Source organism: Deefgea tanakiae (assembly GCF_019665765.1).
Taxonomy (GTDB): Bacteria; Pseudomonadota; Gammaproteobacteria; order Burkholderiales; family Chitinibacteraceae; genus Deefgea; species Deefgea tanakiae.
On the sequence record NZ_CP081150.1, the window covers coordinates 1,852,630 to 1,869,952 of the forward strand.

16 protein-coding genes are annotated in these 17,323 nt (G+C 48.6%); 9 read left to right on the forward strand and 7 right to left on the reverse strand.

Translation table 11 applies throughout. The features are described from left to right. Positions 1 to 49: 49 nt before the first annotated feature. From K4H28_RS08700 to K4H28_RS08720, 5 genes are all read right to left on the reverse strand, one after another. On the reverse strand, positions 50 to 943 hold the full coding sequence (locus K4H28_RS08700; protein WP_221004835.1) for a hypothetical protein: 894 nt from the start codon (positions 941 to 943) through the stop codon (positions 50 to 52). A 1,249-nt stretch (positions 944 to 2,192) separates the two neighbouring features. Further along, the gene (aspS, locus tag K4H28_RS08705; protein WP_221004836.1) at positions 2,193 to 3,998 is read right to left on the reverse strand and encodes an aspartate--tRNA ligase; all 1,806 of its coding nucleotides are present in this window, start codon (positions 3,996 to 3,998) and stop codon (positions 2,193 to 2,195) included. A 174-nt stretch (positions 3,999 to 4,172) separates the two neighbouring features. After that, positions 4,173 to 4,865 carry a DUF502 domain-containing protein gene (locus tag K4H28_RS08710; protein ID WP_255573481.1) on the reverse strand — a complete coding sequence of 231 codons (693 nt, stop codon included), beginning with the start codon at positions 4,863 to 4,865 and terminating at the stop codon, positions 4,173 to 4,175. Between the two features lie 24 nt (positions 4,866 to 4,889). After that, positions 4,890 to 5,204, reverse strand: a complete 315-nt coding sequence (locus tag K4H28_RS08715; RefSeq protein WP_255573482.1) for an FmdB family zinc ribbon protein — start codon at positions 5,202 to 5,204, stop codon at positions 4,890 to 4,892. Further along, entirely contained in the window at positions 5,205 to 5,393 is a 189-nt protein-coding gene (locus tag K4H28_RS08720) for a tautomerase family protein (protein ID WP_221004837.1), read from the reverse strand. An 83-nt stretch (positions 5,394 to 5,476) separates the two neighbouring features. On the opposite strand from K4H28_RS08720, the gene phnD reads away from it, so the two are divergent. From phnD to K4H28_RS08740, 4 genes are all read left to right on the forward strand, one after another. Continuing rightward, positions 5,477 to 6,445, forward strand: coding sequence for a phosphate/phosphite/phosphonate ABC transporter substrate-binding protein (gene phnD / locus K4H28_RS08725; protein WP_221004838.1), 969 nt, complete (start codon positions 5,477 to 5,479; stop codon positions 6,443 to 6,445). Positions 6,446 to 6,972: 527 nt separating this feature from the next. Then, the gene (locus K4H28_RS08730) at positions 6,973 to 7,596 is read left to right on the forward strand and encodes a LysE/ArgO family amino acid transporter (protein ID WP_221004839.1); all 624 of its coding nucleotides are present in this window, start codon (positions 6,973 to 6,975) and stop codon (positions 7,594 to 7,596) included. A 346-nt stretch (positions 7,597 to 7,942) separates the two neighbouring features. Continuing rightward, positions 7,943 to 8,326: a DUF6394 family protein gene (locus K4H28_RS08735; protein WP_221004840.1), complete on the forward strand. Its 384-nt coding sequence runs from the start codon at positions 7,943 to 7,945 to the stop codon at positions 8,324 to 8,326. A 31-nt stretch (positions 8,327 to 8,357) separates the two neighbouring features. Then, complete coding sequence (locus tag K4H28_RS08740; RefSeq protein ID WP_221004841.1) at positions 8,358 to 10,106, forward strand: potassium channel family protein; 1,749 nt, start codon at positions 8,358 to 8,360, stop codon at positions 10,104 to 10,106. Here the strand turns inward: K4H28_RS08740 and K4H28_RS08745 are convergent. Next, positions 10,098 to 11,048 carry a D-2-hydroxyacid dehydrogenase gene (locus K4H28_RS08745; protein ID WP_221004842.1) on the reverse strand — a complete coding sequence of 317 codons (951 nt, stop codon included), beginning with the start codon at positions 11,046 to 11,048 and terminating at the stop codon, positions 10,098 to 10,100. The two genes, K4H28_RS08740 and K4H28_RS08745, sit on opposite strands and share 9 nt — an antisense overlap. Before the next feature lie 13 nt (positions 11,049 to 11,061). Then, the gene (locus tag K4H28_RS08750) at positions 11,062 to 11,949 is read right to left on the reverse strand and encodes an ArgP/LysG family DNA-binding transcriptional regulator (protein WP_221004843.1); all 888 of its coding nucleotides are present in this window, start codon (positions 11,947 to 11,949) and stop codon (positions 11,062 to 11,064) included. Positions 11,950 to 12,106: 157 nt separating this feature from the next. Here K4H28_RS08750 and K4H28_RS08755 point away from each other — a divergent pair, with 157 nt between their 5' ends. The 5 genes from K4H28_RS08755 to K4H28_RS08775 all read left to right on the forward strand — a co-directional run bounded on the left by K4H28_RS08755 (position 12,107) and on the right by K4H28_RS08775 (position 17,321). Further along, positions 12,107 to 12,844 (forward strand): pyridoxine 5'-phosphate synthase, encoded by a 738-nt coding sequence (locus tag K4H28_RS08755; protein WP_221004844.1) that lies wholly within the window; start codon positions 12,107 to 12,109, stop codon positions 12,842 to 12,844. 32 nt (positions 12,845 to 12,876) lie between these two features. Then, positions 12,877 to 14,109, forward strand: coding sequence for a diaminopimelate decarboxylase (gene lysA / locus K4H28_RS08760; RefSeq protein ID WP_221004845.1), 1,233 nt, complete (start codon positions 12,877 to 12,879; stop codon positions 14,107 to 14,109). A gap of 193 nt (positions 14,110 to 14,302) precedes the next feature. Beyond that, positions 14,303 to 15,502 carry a sodium/glutamate symporter gene (gene gltS, locus K4H28_RS08765; protein ID WP_221004846.1) on the forward strand — a complete coding sequence of 400 codons (1,200 nt, stop codon included), beginning with the start codon at positions 14,303 to 14,305 and terminating at the stop codon, positions 15,500 to 15,502. Positions 15,503 to 15,724: 222 nt separating this feature from the next. Beyond that, the gene (locus tag K4H28_RS08770; protein WP_221004847.1) at positions 15,725 to 16,708 is read left to right on the forward strand and encodes an L-threonylcarbamoyladenylate synthase; all 984 of its coding nucleotides are present in this window, start codon (positions 15,725 to 15,727) and stop codon (positions 16,706 to 16,708) included. Between the two features lie 154 nt (positions 16,709 to 16,862). Beyond that, positions 16,863 to 17,321 carry a type IV pilin protein gene (locus K4H28_RS08775; RefSeq protein WP_221004848.1) on the forward strand — a complete coding sequence of 153 codons (459 nt, stop codon included), beginning with the start codon at positions 16,863 to 16,865 and terminating at the stop codon, positions 17,319 to 17,321. Positions 17,322 to 17,323 lie beyond the last annotated feature (2 nt).

Genomic DNA, 17,323 nt, shown 5'->3' on the forward strand with positions numbered 1-17,323 from the left:
AACCAATCAGCGTACGAAAAATAAAGATTTGCACCCTACTCACTAATTCCTATAGGGCAAGGTCCGCCTTTCTTAAAAGCTCTGAGTGCACTTTCAACACAAGCTCACGATTTTCCGATGAAAGCGCACCATAACCAGCACTGGCTTTAATAAAATCTGGATTCTTTAATTTTGTTAAAATCGAACTATCTAAAACCCCGTCAACACACCACTTAAACCGCAGGTTCATTGACACTAGAACACCAAAGATTGAAAATATTCGCACAGATAGCTCAGGATAGTCAGCATAGAATTTAAGCGGGTGCATCACTTCAACCCAATCACTTGGTCTGTCATCTTTTGCTCTTAAAAAGAGCAAAAAAGCTACCAATGTTAGAGCTTCCAATACAGACCAAGTGAAACTTGTCGGTTCAGTATTGATTGGCGCATTATCCTGAATTTCAGTGCTAGCCTTTTCCTGCTTTTCTTGCAGTTTGACAGACAAAGTTTCACTTTGAAATCTTACCATTGAAACATCACTAGCGATTCTATCTAAGCTATTGCGATGCTCTTCATTCATTGACTCAATTAGGCAATGAACCTTATCTGTTAAAACAAGAATAGAATCTACGCCAGAAAGGCTTGCTTCAAGTTTTTCCTGCTGCCTCTTACTAGAGTTAGCAACCCCACTTAACTTATCTATCTCAATTGCTAACCGCTCTGAAGATGATTGCGAACTAAAGCCTTGAAAAATCGTGTAAATGATGGCTAACACACCCAAAACAATAGAGACTACTGTTCCTGCAAATGAAATCGCATCAAAAAGCCTTTTATCTTGAGAAAGAAGGACTGAATGAAAAAAGAAATCCCTAAAAAAATATAGAACACAGATGAATAATAAAAAGCAAATTATGTTAAACATAATCCACTCACTTTTTGTTGAATTACTTTTTCGCCAAAACATATAAACTCCATAACATAAACCCAATGCATGCAACTTTAGCAAGCCGAAATCAGCATGTCAAAATTAAAAAGTAAGCTCAATAAAATTAAAATACAGCAAAATTTAACGCCGCTCCCTCATACAAAATGACCTAGGTCGGTTAAATACTCGCAACGATTCTAATCCTGTGATCAGCATCCAACTTCGGGCCAGGTCTTTAGCTAATTCGCCGTACATTAATGATGCATCTGATTACAAACAATAAATATCAAAGCCTAGCAGTGAATAAATAGCCATGTAGGGCGGGTTAGTTTTATCAACCCGCGCTGATCGCAATTTGTGATTTCAGAATCTTGTGGCGGGTTACGCCTTTGGCTAACTCGCCCTACAGCTTTAATGCATTTGATTGCAGCCATTGATCTACAATGCTCAGCGAGTAATACATCGAATTAAAGCCAAATCTCGTTGAGCTGCGCGAGCTCCCTTGTGTCAAGCCGAGCGAGGAACAAGCGGGGCGGGGTTTTTGGGGTCAATGTTTGAGGCCGCAGGCCGAGTTTTGACCACAACCGCCTCGATTGTCCGCAGTGAGGGCATCCCGCGTAGCGGGACGCAGATACAGGGTCGCCTTCTTTTGCTTACTTTTCTTGGCGAAGCAAGAAAAGTAAGTGCCGCGCGGCATTAGCACTGAAAGCAGCTGATCTAGCCATGTAGGCCGGGTTGGTTTTATCAACCCGCGCTGATCGCAACTTGTGATTTCGGAATCTTGTGGCGGGTTACGCCTTTGGCTAACCTGCCCTACAGCTTTTATGTATTTGATTGCAGGCCTTGATCTACAATGCTCAGCGAGTAATACATCGCCTTAAAGCCAAATCTCGTTGAGCTGCGCGAGATCCCTTGTATCAAGCCGAGCGAGGAACAAGCGGGGCGGGGTTTTTGGGGTCAATGTTTGAGGCCGCAGGCCGAGTTTTGACCACAACCGCCTCGATTGTCCGCAGCGAGGGCATCCCGCGCAGCGGGACGCAGATACCAGGGTCGCCTTTCTTTGGCCCACCTTTCTTTGGCGAAGCAAAGATAAGGTGGGTGCCGCGCGGCATTAGCGCGACTCAGCTCATTAAAATCACTAGAAATTCAGTCTAAAGCTAAAACCAAAAAGAATATTACACAGCGTATATCACCACAACCATTACCCAAAAATGGCTACATCAATATACCCAACATAACAAAAAAGGCGACCTCAGTCGCCTTTTTTCACATCAAAACTAATCAGCAATTACGCCAAATTAACCTGCGGTGCATTACGCAATTTGATATGCAATTCACGCAATTGCTTCTCGTCCACTTCGTTCGGTGCATTGGTCAACAAGCACTGTGCGCGTTGAGTTTTCGGGAATGCGATCACATCGCGGATTGATTCTGCGCCTGTCATCAACGTGACCAAACGATCCAAACCAAACGCTAAGCCGCCATGCGGAGGTGCGCCGAATTGTAGATTGTCGAGCAAGAAACCGAATTTGTTTTGTGCTTCTTCTTCGCCAATGCCCAGAGCTTCAAATACCGTCGATTGCATATCAGCACGATGGATACGGACTGAACCGCCGCCCATTTCCCAACCGTTGAGAACCATATCGTAAGCACGCGCTTTACATTTGCCTGGATCGGTTTTCAAAAACTCGATGTGCTCGACTTTCGGGCTAGTGAACGGATGGTGGCAAGCGTTCCAGCGGCCTGCGTCGTCGTCGCGTTCGAACATTGGGAAGTCAACCACCCACAATGGTTTCCAGCCGCGTACAAAGTAACCGCCCGCTTCGCCTTTTTCGTGGCCGACTTTCAAGCGCAATGCGCCGATCGCTTCGTTGACGATTTTTTCTTTGTCTGCGCCAAAGAAAATCAAATCGCCGGTTGTTGCGCCCGTACGGGTAATGATTTCTTGCAAGCAAGCTTCGCTCAAGTTTTTCACGATTGGCGATTGCAGGCCAGAACCTTCACCGTTGCTCAGATTCGTTACATCGTTAACTTTGATGTACGCCAAGCCTTTCGCGCCGTAGATCGCCACGAACTTGGTGTAGTCATCAATTTCTTTACGACTGATACTCGCGCCACCTGGAATACGCAAACCGACTACGCGGCCGTTTTCCATATCGGCTGCGCCACGGAAGACTTTGAATTCTTCGGTTTTCATCAAGTCAGTCAGTTCAGTGAACTGCAACGACACGCGCAAATCAGGCTTGTCTGAGCCGTACAAACGCATTGCGTCGTCATACGCCATACGTGGGAATTCGCCGAGTTCAACGTTGATGGCTTCTTTGAATACGTGCTGCGCCATCGCTTCGGTGATGCTCATGATTTCGTCTTCGTTCAAGAACGAAGTCTCGATATCAATCTGTGTAAATTCTGGCTGACGATCAGCGCGCAAATCTTCATCGCGGAAGCATTTTACGATTTGGTAGTAGCGATCAAAACCTGCGACCATCAACAATTGTTTGAACAGCTGTGGCGATTGCGGCAAGGCAAAGAATTGACCATCGTGAACGCGACTTGGCACCAAATAATCGCGCGCACCTTCTGGCGTAGAGCGCGTCAACATCGGTGTTTCGATGTCGATAAAGCCCAAACCATCAAGGTAGTTACGGATCAACATCGCCACACGGTAACGCAAACGCATGTTTTTTTGCATCACAGGGCGACGCAAATCGATGACGCGGTTGGTCAAACGCACGTTTTCAGAGAGATTTTCATCATCGATCTGGAACGGTGGCGTTGCCGCTTGATTCAGAACTGTAATGCCTTTAGCCAAGATTTCGATTTGACCTGAAACCATTTTGCTATTGGTGGTGCCTTCTGGACGCGCACGAACTAGACCGGTGATTTCCAATACGTATTCATTGCGGCTCGCATCGGCAGTTGCGAAAGCTTCTGGGGTATCTGGATCAAATACCACTTGCACCAAACCTTCACGGTCGCGCAAGTCGATAAAAATCACGCCACCATGGTCACGGCGACGGTGCGCCCAACCTTGAATGGTGACAGTTTGACCAAGGTAACGGCTATCAATCAGCCCGCAATAATCAGTACGCATCAAAAACTTCCTTAAAATAAAAAGCTAAACATTTACGGGCTTTCATGCCCATCTGCGGCAGCACCGCTTTGAATTTAATGGCTAATCAGCAAAAATTTTTGCATCCTTGTCTCGCCATGCCGTAGGTTTTGTACACCCAGCCGCTTCGACCTTTGCGATAAAATTTTGCACCAACTACTTGTTAACTACGCCGGGCAAAGCCTGCGCATCAGGGTAGCTAATGTCTTTACTGAGTGGCATCACCACACCGAGCGAAATGACATACTTCAGCGCCTCATCGACCGACATATCGAGTTCTTTTACATCTGCGGTTTTGGCCATAAACAAAAAACCCGACGTTGGGTTAGGTGTGGTCGGTACAAATACCGAAATCAATTCACCGCCCAATTTTTCACTAATTTCGCCGCTAGGCACACCGGTCACAAAACCGACCGCCCACGTGCCTTGATGGGGAAATTGTACCAACACCGCTTTGCGAAATGCATTACCTGAGTCGGAAAATAAAGTATCTGAAACCTGTTTCACGCTCATATAAATTGAGCGAACAATAGGAATCCGTTTCACTATCGAGCCGCCCACTTGCAACAAGCGACGACCCAAGATATTGGTACCAACAATCCCGGTAATCAACAGCACCAGCGCCGTCAAAATCACCCCAAAGCCGGGGATATTGTGCATGCCAGTAAACTGCGGAAATAACTTAGCTAAGCTTTGTAAAATCCAATAATCAGGGCGAATTTGATTCGGTACATACGTCCCCAGTTGGTCCATCGTGCCGATGAGTAAATTCAAAACCCATAAGGTGATGACCAAAGGGATCCAAATTAACAAACCAGTAAATAGATAGCGCTTGAGCGGAGAAGTCACATTTTACCTAATCAAGAAATAAAACTACTCGGAACTGGCGGCCGTTTTGCCGCCTTTAAAATCAGTTTGATACCAGCCTGAGCCTTTAAGCTGAAAACCAGCGGCCGTTACGCACTTTTCATATTTTGGCGCATTGCAAGCAGGGCAAACCGTAAGGGCATCGGCCGACATTTTTTGTAAATGTTCATCTTGGTGGCCGCATTCGGCACAGCGATAAGCATAAATTGGCATAACTGAATCTTCACACGCAACGACAAAGCGTTGGATTATACCTTGTTCACACGCCAAGGTCGAAATCGTCCGTCCAATCATCATGCCCAAGCAGAAAATTACGCGCAATTATTCCGCTTGATCGAGTAACTCACCACCCCAACCCCAATCTTGTAACGGCGACTCGTCAATGGTGACGATGACATACTCAGCGGGTTTATTAGCCACTCGCACCATGGTGGCGGTAAATTCAGCGACGATTTGCTGCTTTTGTTCGCGGCTTAATTCGCCTGCTACGCGTAAATTAATATAGGGCATCACAATTCCTTACAAAGTTTTCACACTAACGTAACACAAAAACACTATGCTGCGAGGCATCCGCAATACTCCGGAATACCCTAATGTCTCTTCGTCCCTTCCTAGCCGCCCTCTGCCTAATTGCTTTACCTAGCTATGCAGACATTACCGTAGGTTTATTAACGACGCGTGCCGATGAGCAAACCCTTGAAGACTGGCAGCCAGTACTCAATGATCTTTCTGCCGCGATTGGTCAACCCGTAAAAGGCTGGGTCAGCAGTGATCGCGACGCGATGCTCAAAAAAATCCAAAACAACGAAATTCAAGTGGCTCGGCTCGATAATAAACTCGCACTCGATGCGGTTGAAAGCGGTAAAAGCGATGTGTTTGCCAGTTTAATTCAAAGTGGCAACCTTAAAACCTATCGCAGCGTGATCCTCGTACCAAAAACGAGCCCAATACAAAATGCCGAACAGCTATTAGATAAGCCAAAACAACTACGCTACGCCTCGGGTAAAACCTCAAGCACCGCTGACTTTTATATCCCACAGTACCATCTGTTTATGAAAAGAAATATTTTGCCGGAACAATATTTCAAACAGATCATTGTCGGCACGGCCGAGCAATCTTTTGTCGCACTAGCTAAAAAACAAGTCGATGTGGCGGTGAGCAATACTTTTGACTTAGAGCAGCTCAAAGAAAAATACCCTCGCGATTTTGCGCAAATGAAAATAGTTTGGCAATCGCCTGATTTCACCTTTGACCCACTAGTGATGCGCCGCGACTTGCCTGCCAATGTTAAAAGCAAAATCAGTCAGTTTTTCCTCGACTACGGCCGCACAGGCAACAATACCGCGTTAGCAAGACAACGTTTGTATTACGCTGACCAATTGGCTGGTTTTTCACCCGCCGACAATCGTAGCCTGCGCCAAGTCACCGATTTACAGCTATTTCACGATTTGTTCCGGCTGACTTTCAACACCAAGCTCGACCCCAAACTCAAATCCGAGCAAGAAAAAGCTTACTACGGTCGCTACAATCAATTGGTCACTGTTCTGGGGGGCGCGAAGTAATTTGCAAACCTAGGGTATCTGCTTGTAATCAATATTTAATATGGCTTTGAAGCAGATACATCAGCAATACGATTTACCCCGCATTCTGAAGCTATTTAATTTCATTTATTTAGAAACTGATAAATAAACCCCCGCTACGCTGGCGATGCGCCTATGATGGTCTGAGGTTCGTTCGCACAGTCTATGTGCGCTGCGGCTGCAGGACATCCTGCTCAGCAGTATTTACAGTGGTGGCCCATGCTAAATAGGACCGCCCAAACGGAGAAACATCATGGCCAAAGGTCAAGCACGTAGCAATAAAGAAACGAAAAAGCCAAAGAAAGACAAAACCGCAGCGGTACCGGTTGCTGGTTTTATGCCGGTAGCGAAAGACACAAAAAAATAAGCATCGCACTTGATACCAAATACAACCGGCCTATGCCGGTTTTTTTTGCGCCTATCATCAAGTGTTTTTAATGATTTCGCTAATTGCCCAACAAAACCACACTGCTTATGCTGCAGCCTTCGTTTAATTCAAGAAAACAAAAATGAGTACACCCCTAGCAGCCACGCTCAATGGCTTTGCCCTTTGTGCGAGTTTAATCATGGCGATTGGCGCGCAAAATGCGTTTGTGATGCGCCAAGGTATTGCCCGCAAACAGCAGTTTCTTACTGCGCTGACCTGCTCGCTGTGTGATTTAGTGCTAATGAGTGCAGGTGTACTCGGCATGGGTAAAATACTGCAATCGATGCCGCAGCTGCAATTTTGGATGGCGCTCGGTGGTGCGCTATTTGTGTTTGCCTATGGTGCCTTGGCACTAAAAAAATCGCTTCACCCCGAGACCTTAGACAGCAAGCAACTGCAGCAAGGGCTAGATCGCCCATGGGCGGTGGTGGCGGCTGGACTTGGCTTTTCGATTTTGAATCCACACGCACTCTTGGATACCGTGGTGTTGGTCGGTGGGATTGGTGCACAACAGGCGAGCATTGATCAGCCCTTTTTCTTATTGGGTGCGGTGGGCTTTTCTTTTGTGTGGTTTTTTTCCTTGGCCTTCGCAGCCAGCCAACTGAGTCCTTGGTTTGCCAAGCCGATGGCGTGGCGAATTTTAGATGGGCTGATTGCGCTGATGATGTTCGCAATTGGCGTGTCTTTATTGCGCTCAATCTATTAAAAATCGCTCAAAATTTAAGCAGACGATTTTTTATCTATCAAATCAGAGCCCTAACGAAGTTACCCACAGCTTATGCAGGTGAAACACCTTGCAATTGGGCATAAGTCGAACTATATGGCCTATTTTTTCACATCACCGATGCTACAAGCCTTGATTGCTGCGGGTTCAAGGACTTAGCTAAGTTACCCACAGCTTGACCCGGTTTTTATCCACGCCAATTGGGGATAACAAATTGAATACGGCGAAACACGATGCCTCGCCCAAGATTAGCCAGAATCACTAGCCAGCGGCTACACTAGCTACAATCACTCATCAGCTATCACAACGTATTTGAATAGGATGCATCATGAATTTAGAAAAGGTAATTTTTGGCTTCTTTATTTTGCTGGCATTTACGCTTAATTTTGGTTTTGTGATTGGCGATATTGATGTCGCCCACCAGCATGATGTCAATGAGCTTTTTGCTGCGATTGTGGTCAATTTAATTGCCACGGTGATTAAATTTGGTGACCGCACTCAAGTGGGTGCCTTGCATCTTGCGACCAGTTTAGTGGCCGACTTACAGCTAATCGCGGCCGCTCTAGTCTGGTGGAATGCGCTTTATATTACGCAGTTGGGTTTGACGCCGGGCACCACGACAACCATCGTATCGTTGGCGGCAGGCGCGTTGGCTGCTAATTTGGTATCGGTCATTTTGTTGATTGGCGAAACCTTGCAGCATCGCCGTTAAGCCGTTCAATCGACAACACTGAGCGATCGCAATGCCTAATATTTTTTTCTTGATGCTTCGGCGTTTACGTACGCCCATCATCACGCTCATTTTGATCTACGCAATTTCGGTCATGGGCTTGGTAATGATTCCTGGCGTGGATGACCAAGGCCAGCCGTATCGCATGGATTTTTTCCACGCCTTTTATTTCATTAGCTATACCGCAACAACGATTGGCTTTGGTGAAATCCCTTACCCATTTACCAATGCGCAGCGCATGTGGGTGGTGATTTGCATTTATTTGGCGGTCGTTGGCTGGACTTATGCACTGGGTTCTATTTTTGCCTTGTCACGCGACCAAGCCTTTGCCAAAGCGATGCAATACACGCGCTTTATTAATAAAGTTAAAAATTTCACTGAGCCTTTTTATCTCATCTGTGGTTACGGCCAAACTGGCCGTTTACTATGCAAAGTACTAGATGAACAAAACATTCGATTTGTCGTCATCGACCTACGGGAAGAACGCATCAATGAAGTCGCGCTCGCAAACTATCATTTTGATGCGCCTTACCATGCTGGTGATGCAGGCAACCCAGAGCTACTCAAAATTGCAGGTCTGAGCCAACCGTATTGCAAAGGCGTACTCGGGATTACCGGCGATGAAAACACTAATCTGGCTATTGCAATTAGTGCCTACGTGTTGCGCCCCAAGCTGCTGTCGATTTGTCGTAGTAAAAATCAAGCGATCAGCGACAATATGGCGTCGTTTGGCACTAATAAAGTGATTAATATGTTTGAGGCCGTGGGGGCGCAATTTCACTTGGCACTTCATGCGCCCACCGCTTCGCAGTTAAAAACAATTTTGTCTGACTTTCCCGGCAACCCGATTCCTGAGCCCATCGTGCCGCCCAAAGGCCATTGGGTGATTGTTGGGTATGGTCGATTTGGTCGGGCTGTGCATGCGGCTTTAAACTTAGAAGCAGAGATTACTGTCCATATCATCGACCCAGAACCGCAGCCCGAGTTGGATCCAAATGTTTTTCATCTGGCACTGGGCGTTGATGCCGCCTCACTGAAAGCGGCTGGCATCGAGCACGCCGTTGGCTTATTGGTAAGTCATGACCATGATGCTAATAATTTATCGGCAATTGCTACGGCACGCATACTCAATCCCAATTTATTCATCGTGGCGCGGCAAAACTTAGCCAGCAATCATTTACTGTTTGAAGCCTTTAAACCTAATTTCACGTCGATTCGCAGTGAAGTCGTTGCACACGAAGCCCTCCGCGCGATGGCCAGCCCGATGCTGTCTCGCTTTGTGAATCGGCTCGAACATCAAGATGAAGCATGGGCGGCGGCGCTCACACGCAAAGTAGAAGCCTTGTGCGAGCATCACATTCCAGATCACTGGAGCATCAAGCTCGACGCCAAAAACATCGCCGCTGTACATGCTTTTTTGGCTCGGCCAAGCCCTCATCTGCGGCTCAGTCATTTTGCCGATAGCGTACTCGAACACGGAAAGTCACTACGCTGCATCGCCTTGATGCGCCAACATGCCGGTGAAGACATTCTTTTACCCAGTGACGACACTGAATTGAGCTTTGGTGATGAAATCCTCTTTATCGGCGATGATGATGCTTGGCAATCGCATGAAGCCATGTGCAGCGAAATTAGCATGCTTGAATACGCTCGCACCGGAAAAGAGCAACCACAAAGCTGGCTATTCCGCAAAATCGCCACATGGCGAGAAGTACGCGCCATGGGGCAAAGCATCAGCACCGAGACGATAAGCTCAGACTAAATGCCGTGGCTGCCCGCGCAAGAAAGCATCGACATTACCAATCAATTGATCGGCCAGCGTTTGCATAGTTTCGACACTGGCCCACGCCACATGCGGGGTGACAATGAAATTAGGCAACTGCACGTCAAGTAATACATTACCTGCGCGCGGCGGCTCAGTCACCAACACATCAATCCCCGCCCCCGCAATCTGCCCTGCTTGCAAGGCAACCAATAATGCCGCTTCGTCGACCAAACCACCGCGAGCGGTGTTGATTAAAATCGCCGACTTTTTCATCTGCGCCAATTCAGTCGCGCCAATCAAGTTTTTCGTGCCTTCGGTCAAAGGGCAATGCAAGCTCATCACATCCGCGGTCGCCAAGGCTTCTTCCCAAGCCAGAAAACCAGGCCGAACCTGCGCTGCGCCTTTGCGCTCAACAAAAACCACCTCCATGCCAAACGCTCGCGCCAAGTTCGCCGTCGCCTGACCGAGCGCGCCCGAACCGATGATTGCCATCCGGCTGCCCGCTAAATCATGCAGTGGCTCGGCAAACAGGCAAAATCCAGCCGCATCCTGCCATTCACCCGCCGCCAATCGTTGGCGATACGCCAAAAGTTGACGCCGCAAAGCCAGTATTAACATTAGGGTATGTTCTGCCACGCCATGAATAGCATAGTCTCGAATATTACACACCCCCACCGTATATTCACGCGCCGCAGCAACGTCAATTTGGTTGTAGCCTGTCGCGGCGACCGCAATCAGTTTTAAATCGGGTAATTGCGCCAGCATGTCTCGCGTGATGGGGACTTTATTGGTGATTACCACCGTAGCGCCTTGCAATCGCTCAACCACGTCACAGGGCGAGGTTTGTGGATATGCAAGCCAGCGATGCGGCGCACTCACCGTGAGTAGCGGCACCGGCAAAGTCGCGGCGTCGAGAAATACAATTAGAGGTTCAGACATCGTTTCTATTCACTCAATCAGAATTAAAATGCGCAGCAGCAAACTGGGCTATGGCTTGCGTGAGCAGCACCGCCGGCCGCGTTTGCCGTGCCCAATGATGCCAATACAGCGGCACGCTAGCGCTTAATGCGCTCAATGCTTTCATCCGCCCCGCCGCAATATCCGCCTGCGCTTGCGCCCAAGGCACAACGGCATAGGCCAAACCCGCCTGCGCCGCCGCATACAGAGCGTGACTTTCAGGTATCACAAAACACGGATATTGCTCTTCGAGCAAAGAAAACTGCTCCCGCAGCATTCGGCGATGCAAACTTTCTTTGCGGCCGTAGACCGCTGCCGGTGCTGCCGCCAAAGTGGCGGCGTTGATGCCGTCGACAAAATACTGCGCAATGAATTCAGTATTCGCCACGCCAATATATGGCAATTGACCCAAAGGTATCGAACCGCAGCCAGCAACTGACAATGGCTGCGTACTAATACACCCAAGCACCTCACCCGAGCGCAATAAATCGAGCGTATACGCTTCGTCATCAATCACGCATTCGAGTAATAATTTGGCCTGCATTAAATTGGGCGCTAGCGCCGCAATCAGCCCAATCGCCAAACTATCCGCGGTAATCCCTACCCGCAAAGTCGTCAAAGTCGCTGATGCAACTTCATTGTCTTGCGCAAAATCGTTTTCCAATAAACGCACTTGCCGTACATGGGCGAGTAATTTCTCCCCGGTGGCCGTTGCGCGCAGCGGATTTTCCCGCCGTAGCAAAACCTCACCGTGACGCTCTTCTAATTGGCGAATCCGTTGCGAAATCGCCGATGGCGTCAAATGCAAGCGTTTGGCCGCCGCATCAAAGCTGCCACAGCGCAAAATCATATCCAGTGCTTCAAGTAGTTTGTAATCAAACATAGCGTTAAGACCAAAGTGCTCACCTGACATTGTGCCTTGCGTGAAAACTTTTGTGCGGCTCCTTAAGCGAAATTAATGGGGGAGCAGAATTTATTGTTTTACCACGATTTAACAATCTGTTTGAATAGCGAACTTAGATTATCCGCCGAGCATTGCCATGACCATACTGTCGATTAATATCAATAAAATTGCCTTACTGCGCAATTCTCGTGGCCGCAATTACCCCGATGTACGCGCTTTTGCTGAGCGTTGCCTCGATTTGGGTGCGGGCGGCATCACGCTGCACCCACGCCCCGACCAACGTCACGCAAGATATTCGGATGTCACCGAGCTGGGCGCATTGTGTGAGTCACGCGGTGTTGAGCTCAATGTTGAAGGCTACCCAACGCCTGAATTTTTAGACGTCGTCAAAGCCAATCGCCCTGCACAATGCACGCTCGTGCCGGATGCGCCCGATCAAGTGACATCTGATCACGGCTGGGATTTACAAAAAGACGGCGATTTTTTACGCCCGATTTTGGCCGAACTCAAAGCCCTTGGTATTCGAACTAGCTTATTTATCGATTACGACACACAAGACATGGCACTGGCCAAAGCACTCGGCGCCGACCGAGTCGAGCTGTATACCGAGCCGTATGCCGAGCACTTTGCAACGCCACAAGGCGAAGCGATTTTTGCTGGCTTTATCGCCGCAGCCCAACGCGCCCAAGACGCAGGTTTGGAAGTGAACGCTGGGCATGATCTGAATCTGCAAAATTTGGCGAAATTTTTAACCATTCCGAATATTGTCGAAGTCTCCATCGGCCATGCGGTGATTGTGGAATGCCTTGAATCAGGCATCACTGATGTCCTACGCCAATACGTAGAAATCTGCCGACCAAAAATATCAAATTAAACAATTATCAAAATAATAAATAGGACATCACTGTGAAGCCACTTAACGCAGCGCAAACCATTGCCATCGCCCAGCAGTTTGGCACCCCAGTTTGGACTTACGACGCAGCCACAATTCGCGCGCGCATTGCTCAGCTCAAAATGTTCGACACGATTCGTTTTGCGCAAAAAGCCAACTCCAACATTCACATTCTCAAATTGATGCGCGAGCAAGGCGTGAAAGTCGATTCAGTCTCGCTCGGTGAAATCGAACGCGCAATTGCCGCGGGTTTTGCGACGGGCGCTGACGCAGATGACATCGTATTTACCGCCGACTTACTTGATCGTGCGACTTTAGCGCGGGTCGTCGAGCTCGATATCCAAGTCAACTGCGGCAGTCCACAAATGCTAGAGCAATTGGGTGAAGCACATCCTGGACACCGCGTTTGGTTGCGCGTGAATCCAGGTTTTGGTCACGGCCACAGCCAAAAAACCAATACTGGCGGCGAGCAAAGCAAGCATGGGATTTGGCACGAACAAATCCCAGAGGCATTGGCGTTGATTGAAAAATACAATCTCGATCTGGTTGGCCTGCACATGCACATCGGTTCGGGCGTGGATTACAGCCATTTGCAAGAAGTCTGTGCGGCGATGGTGGCGCAAGTCAAACAATCGGGGCGTGATATTCGGGCAATTTCAGCGGGAGGCGGTTTGTCGATTCCTTACCGCCTTGGTGGTGAAGCCATCGACACAGCGCATTACTTCAATCTGTGGGATGCGGCACGCAATGAAATCGCAGCTCATCTGGGCCATGCTGTTCACCTTGAAATCGAGCCAGGCCGTTTCCTCGTTGCAGAAAGCGGCAAATTAATTGCTGAAGTTCGTGCCAAGAAAGACGTTGGCAACAATCATTTCGTCTTGGTCGACGCCGGTTTTTCTGATTTGATGCGCCCAGCGATGTACGGCAGTTACCACGAAATCAGTCTGCTTCGTGCGGATGGCTCAGAGGCTGGCGGAGAAACCCGCCCTACCGTGTTGGCTGGACCACTGTGCGAATCTGGCGACGTCTTTACACAAGAAGAAGGCGGCGTGGTAACACCACGCGATTTAGCCGCTGCCGAGATCGGCGATTTTGTCGTGCTGCATGATACGGGGGCCTACGGAGCCAGCATGTCGAGCAACTACAATACGCGCCCGCTGATTGCCGAAGTATTACTTGATGGCGAAGCAATCCAACAGATTCGTCGTCGCCAAACGATAGCCGAATTGTTAGCGCTTGAGTTGTAAAGCGGAATAATTAACAAGCACTTTCATTGTAATTACACGCAATAGGCGACACAATCTGTGTTGCCTATTTTTTTAAACGATCAATTTGCCCTCCAAATCAGTGAACAGTTGTCATACGCCAAGCTGGCTATTGCCAGCGCGACAAAAGACACGCCGTGATTAAAGACTATGGGGCAACTTCCAAGGGAACTGCATGATTACTATCGGCGGATACGGCACGCTTGTCGCGGCCTCACTCGTGCTACTTTTTGGCCGCGTGCTGGTCGAAAAAACAGCACCACTCAAAGCATTTACTATTCCAGAACCCGTTGCCGGCGGTTTGGTGGTGGCCTTACTCATGTTGCTCGCACAGCAAGTCGCTGGCTTCACCGTAAAATTTGATACCTCATTGCAAACACCATTGATGCTGGCCTTCTTTGCCACCATTGGTCTATCGGCTAATCTGGCTAGCCTAAAAGCGGGTGGCAGTGTAATGATCAAATTTCTTGGCGTTGTGCTAGGGCTTTTGATCATGCAAAACGTCATCGGGATTAGTTTAGCCAAACTACTTGGACTCGAAGGCCATCTAGGCTTGCTAGCGGGTTCAATTACCTTATCAGGCGGTCACGGTACGGGCGCGGCGTGGAGTAGCGTATTTAGCGAACGCTTTGGCATTCAAGGCGCAACCGAGCTGGCAATGGCCTGTGCCACTTTCGGTCTGGTGCTCGGCGGCTTAATTGGCGGCCCCGTGGCTAAATTTTTAATGCGCAAAGTAAACGCCCCCGGTGCCTCTCACAATCAAGATCAAGCACCAACGGGATTTGAAGAGCCACAAGCAACGCGCCTAATTACCGTTAATTCATTTATTGAGTCGCTAGCCTTAATTGCTCTAAGCTTAGCTGGTGGTCAAATGCTGTCTGAGACCCTAGCAGGCAGCGCATTTGAGCTACCTACCTTTGTCTGCGTACTCTTCATTGGCGTTTTACTGCGCAATGTTCTAGGGGGCTTAGGCTGGTATCAAGTATTTGAACGTGAAATCTCAGTGCTGGGTAATGTTAGCTTGGCACTATTTCTGGCAATGGCTTTAATGACTTTACGTCTGTGGGAATTGGCGCACTTGGCCCTACCAATTTTACTCATTCTGAGCGTACAAGCTGTTGCGATGGCTGCTTACGCCATCTTTGTGACCTTCCGCGTGATGGGCAAAAACTACGATGCCGTCGTGCTTGCGGCCGGTCATTGCGGCTTTGGCCTTGGCGCAACACCAACAGCGATTGCCAATATGCAAGCGGTGACCCATCGTTTTGGCCCATCGCACTTGGCCTTTATTGTGGTGCCTATGGTCGGCGCATTCTTTATCGATATCGCCAACGCCATCGTCATCAAACTATTTATGGCATTGCCGATTTATTAATTAGATTGGTCAAGCAAACCGCAGCTGCCAGACAAAACACATGGTTTATCTAGCAGCTGCGAAATTCGATACAGCCAAAACGATAGGCAAAGCATGTATCTACCTGTAGACATTATTAAATATAACCTTACAAGCAATACCCAAGTACACAGCAAATCGGACTGAAGTCGCGGCCTGCAATGATATAATGAGTGCATTCAATCTATTACCGTGCAGCTCATCATGTCCAACACCACTTCGATCCCCGACCTTAGCCAAGCCCTCACACTATTGCGTGCCGGTGAACTAGTCGGCATCCCTACCGAAACTGTGTATGGACTCGCTGCCGATGCCAGCCAACCCGCAGCTGTAGCCAAAATATTCGCCGCCAAAGGCCGCCCTAATGATCATCCGGTGATCGTGCACATCGCGGGTGTTGAGCAGCTAACAGACTGGGCACAAAACATCCCCGATTCAGCCTATCAGCTCGCCGAAGCATTTTGGCCAGGCCCGCTCACGCTGATTTTGGAGCGACAAGCCCATGTTAGCGATTCGGTAACTGGCGGACAAAATACTGTCGGCCTGCGCGCGCCAGCACACCCGATCACGCATGAGTTGTTGCGCCAATTTGGTGGCGGCCTAGCGGCCCCCAGCGCGAACCAATTCGGCCACGTTAGCCCTACGACGGCAGAGCATGTTCGCCACGAATTTACGGATGATCAACTAAAACTCATTTTAGATGGCGGCGCCTGCCACGTTGGCGTTGAATCAACGATTGTTAGTTTGGTCGGCGGCGTTGCCAAGCTCTTACGCCCTGGCGGCATTTCACGTGCCGCGATTGAAACAGTGCTCGGCACCGCAATTGAGCATCACACCGACCAAGCCAGTGCCCAGCAGCGCGTATCAGGATTGCTTGATTCGCACTACGCACCTCGTACACCATTGCTGCTCGGTTCTCTGTCAGCGCTGTTACAAGTGGCCAGCCGAGAGCATTCAAATGGCAAAAAAGTGGTATTACTCACACAAGAGGAAAATACAACGATTGCATATCCGCAGCACAAAATGCCCAATAACCCAACCGCCTACGCCCAAGAAATTTACGCAACTTTACGTCGACTAGACCAAGAGCAATTTGATCTCTTACTCCTAGAAACACCGCCGCAAGGCGCGGAATGGCTCGCAATTCATGATCGAATCAATCGTGCAGCGCAGCAAAAACTAAATTAATTTTGCGACAACAGTGCGTACTGTCACACTTCCTTACCGCTCATCCTGTCAGCAAGACCGCTCCTCTTTCCTTCACCAAGTGGTCTTGCTCGCAGTAAGTAAATACCTTTACTATCCCAACTAAACATACCAAACACCCAGCACAGGCTCGCCCATGAACCGCAAGCAAACCGGCTTTACCCTCATTGAAATGATGATCGTCGTCGCCATCATTGGCATCTTGGCTGCGATTGCGATACCAAACTATCAAGACTATGTGCGAAAAAGCCGACGCACTGATGGAGTAACAGCAATTTCAACTGTGCAACAAGCCCAAGAGAAATGGCGTGCGAATAACGTAAGTTACAGTGAGAATTTTGGAACTGCAGGCTTAAATTTAGTAACCACGGGAGGGGCAACAGTTACGACGTTTCCAAGCTCCGAAAATTTTTATGATTTGGTGGTTACTACTGGCACGGCAACTGGAACTGGCTACACTCTAGTCGCAACAGCAAAAGGCAAACAAACTTCGGACACTAACTGTCAAAAATTAATTTTGACAGTTACCAATGGTAATGCTGTACGCACATCCCAAAACGCCTCAGGCACAACTGCGACTTCCGGATGCTGGTAAAA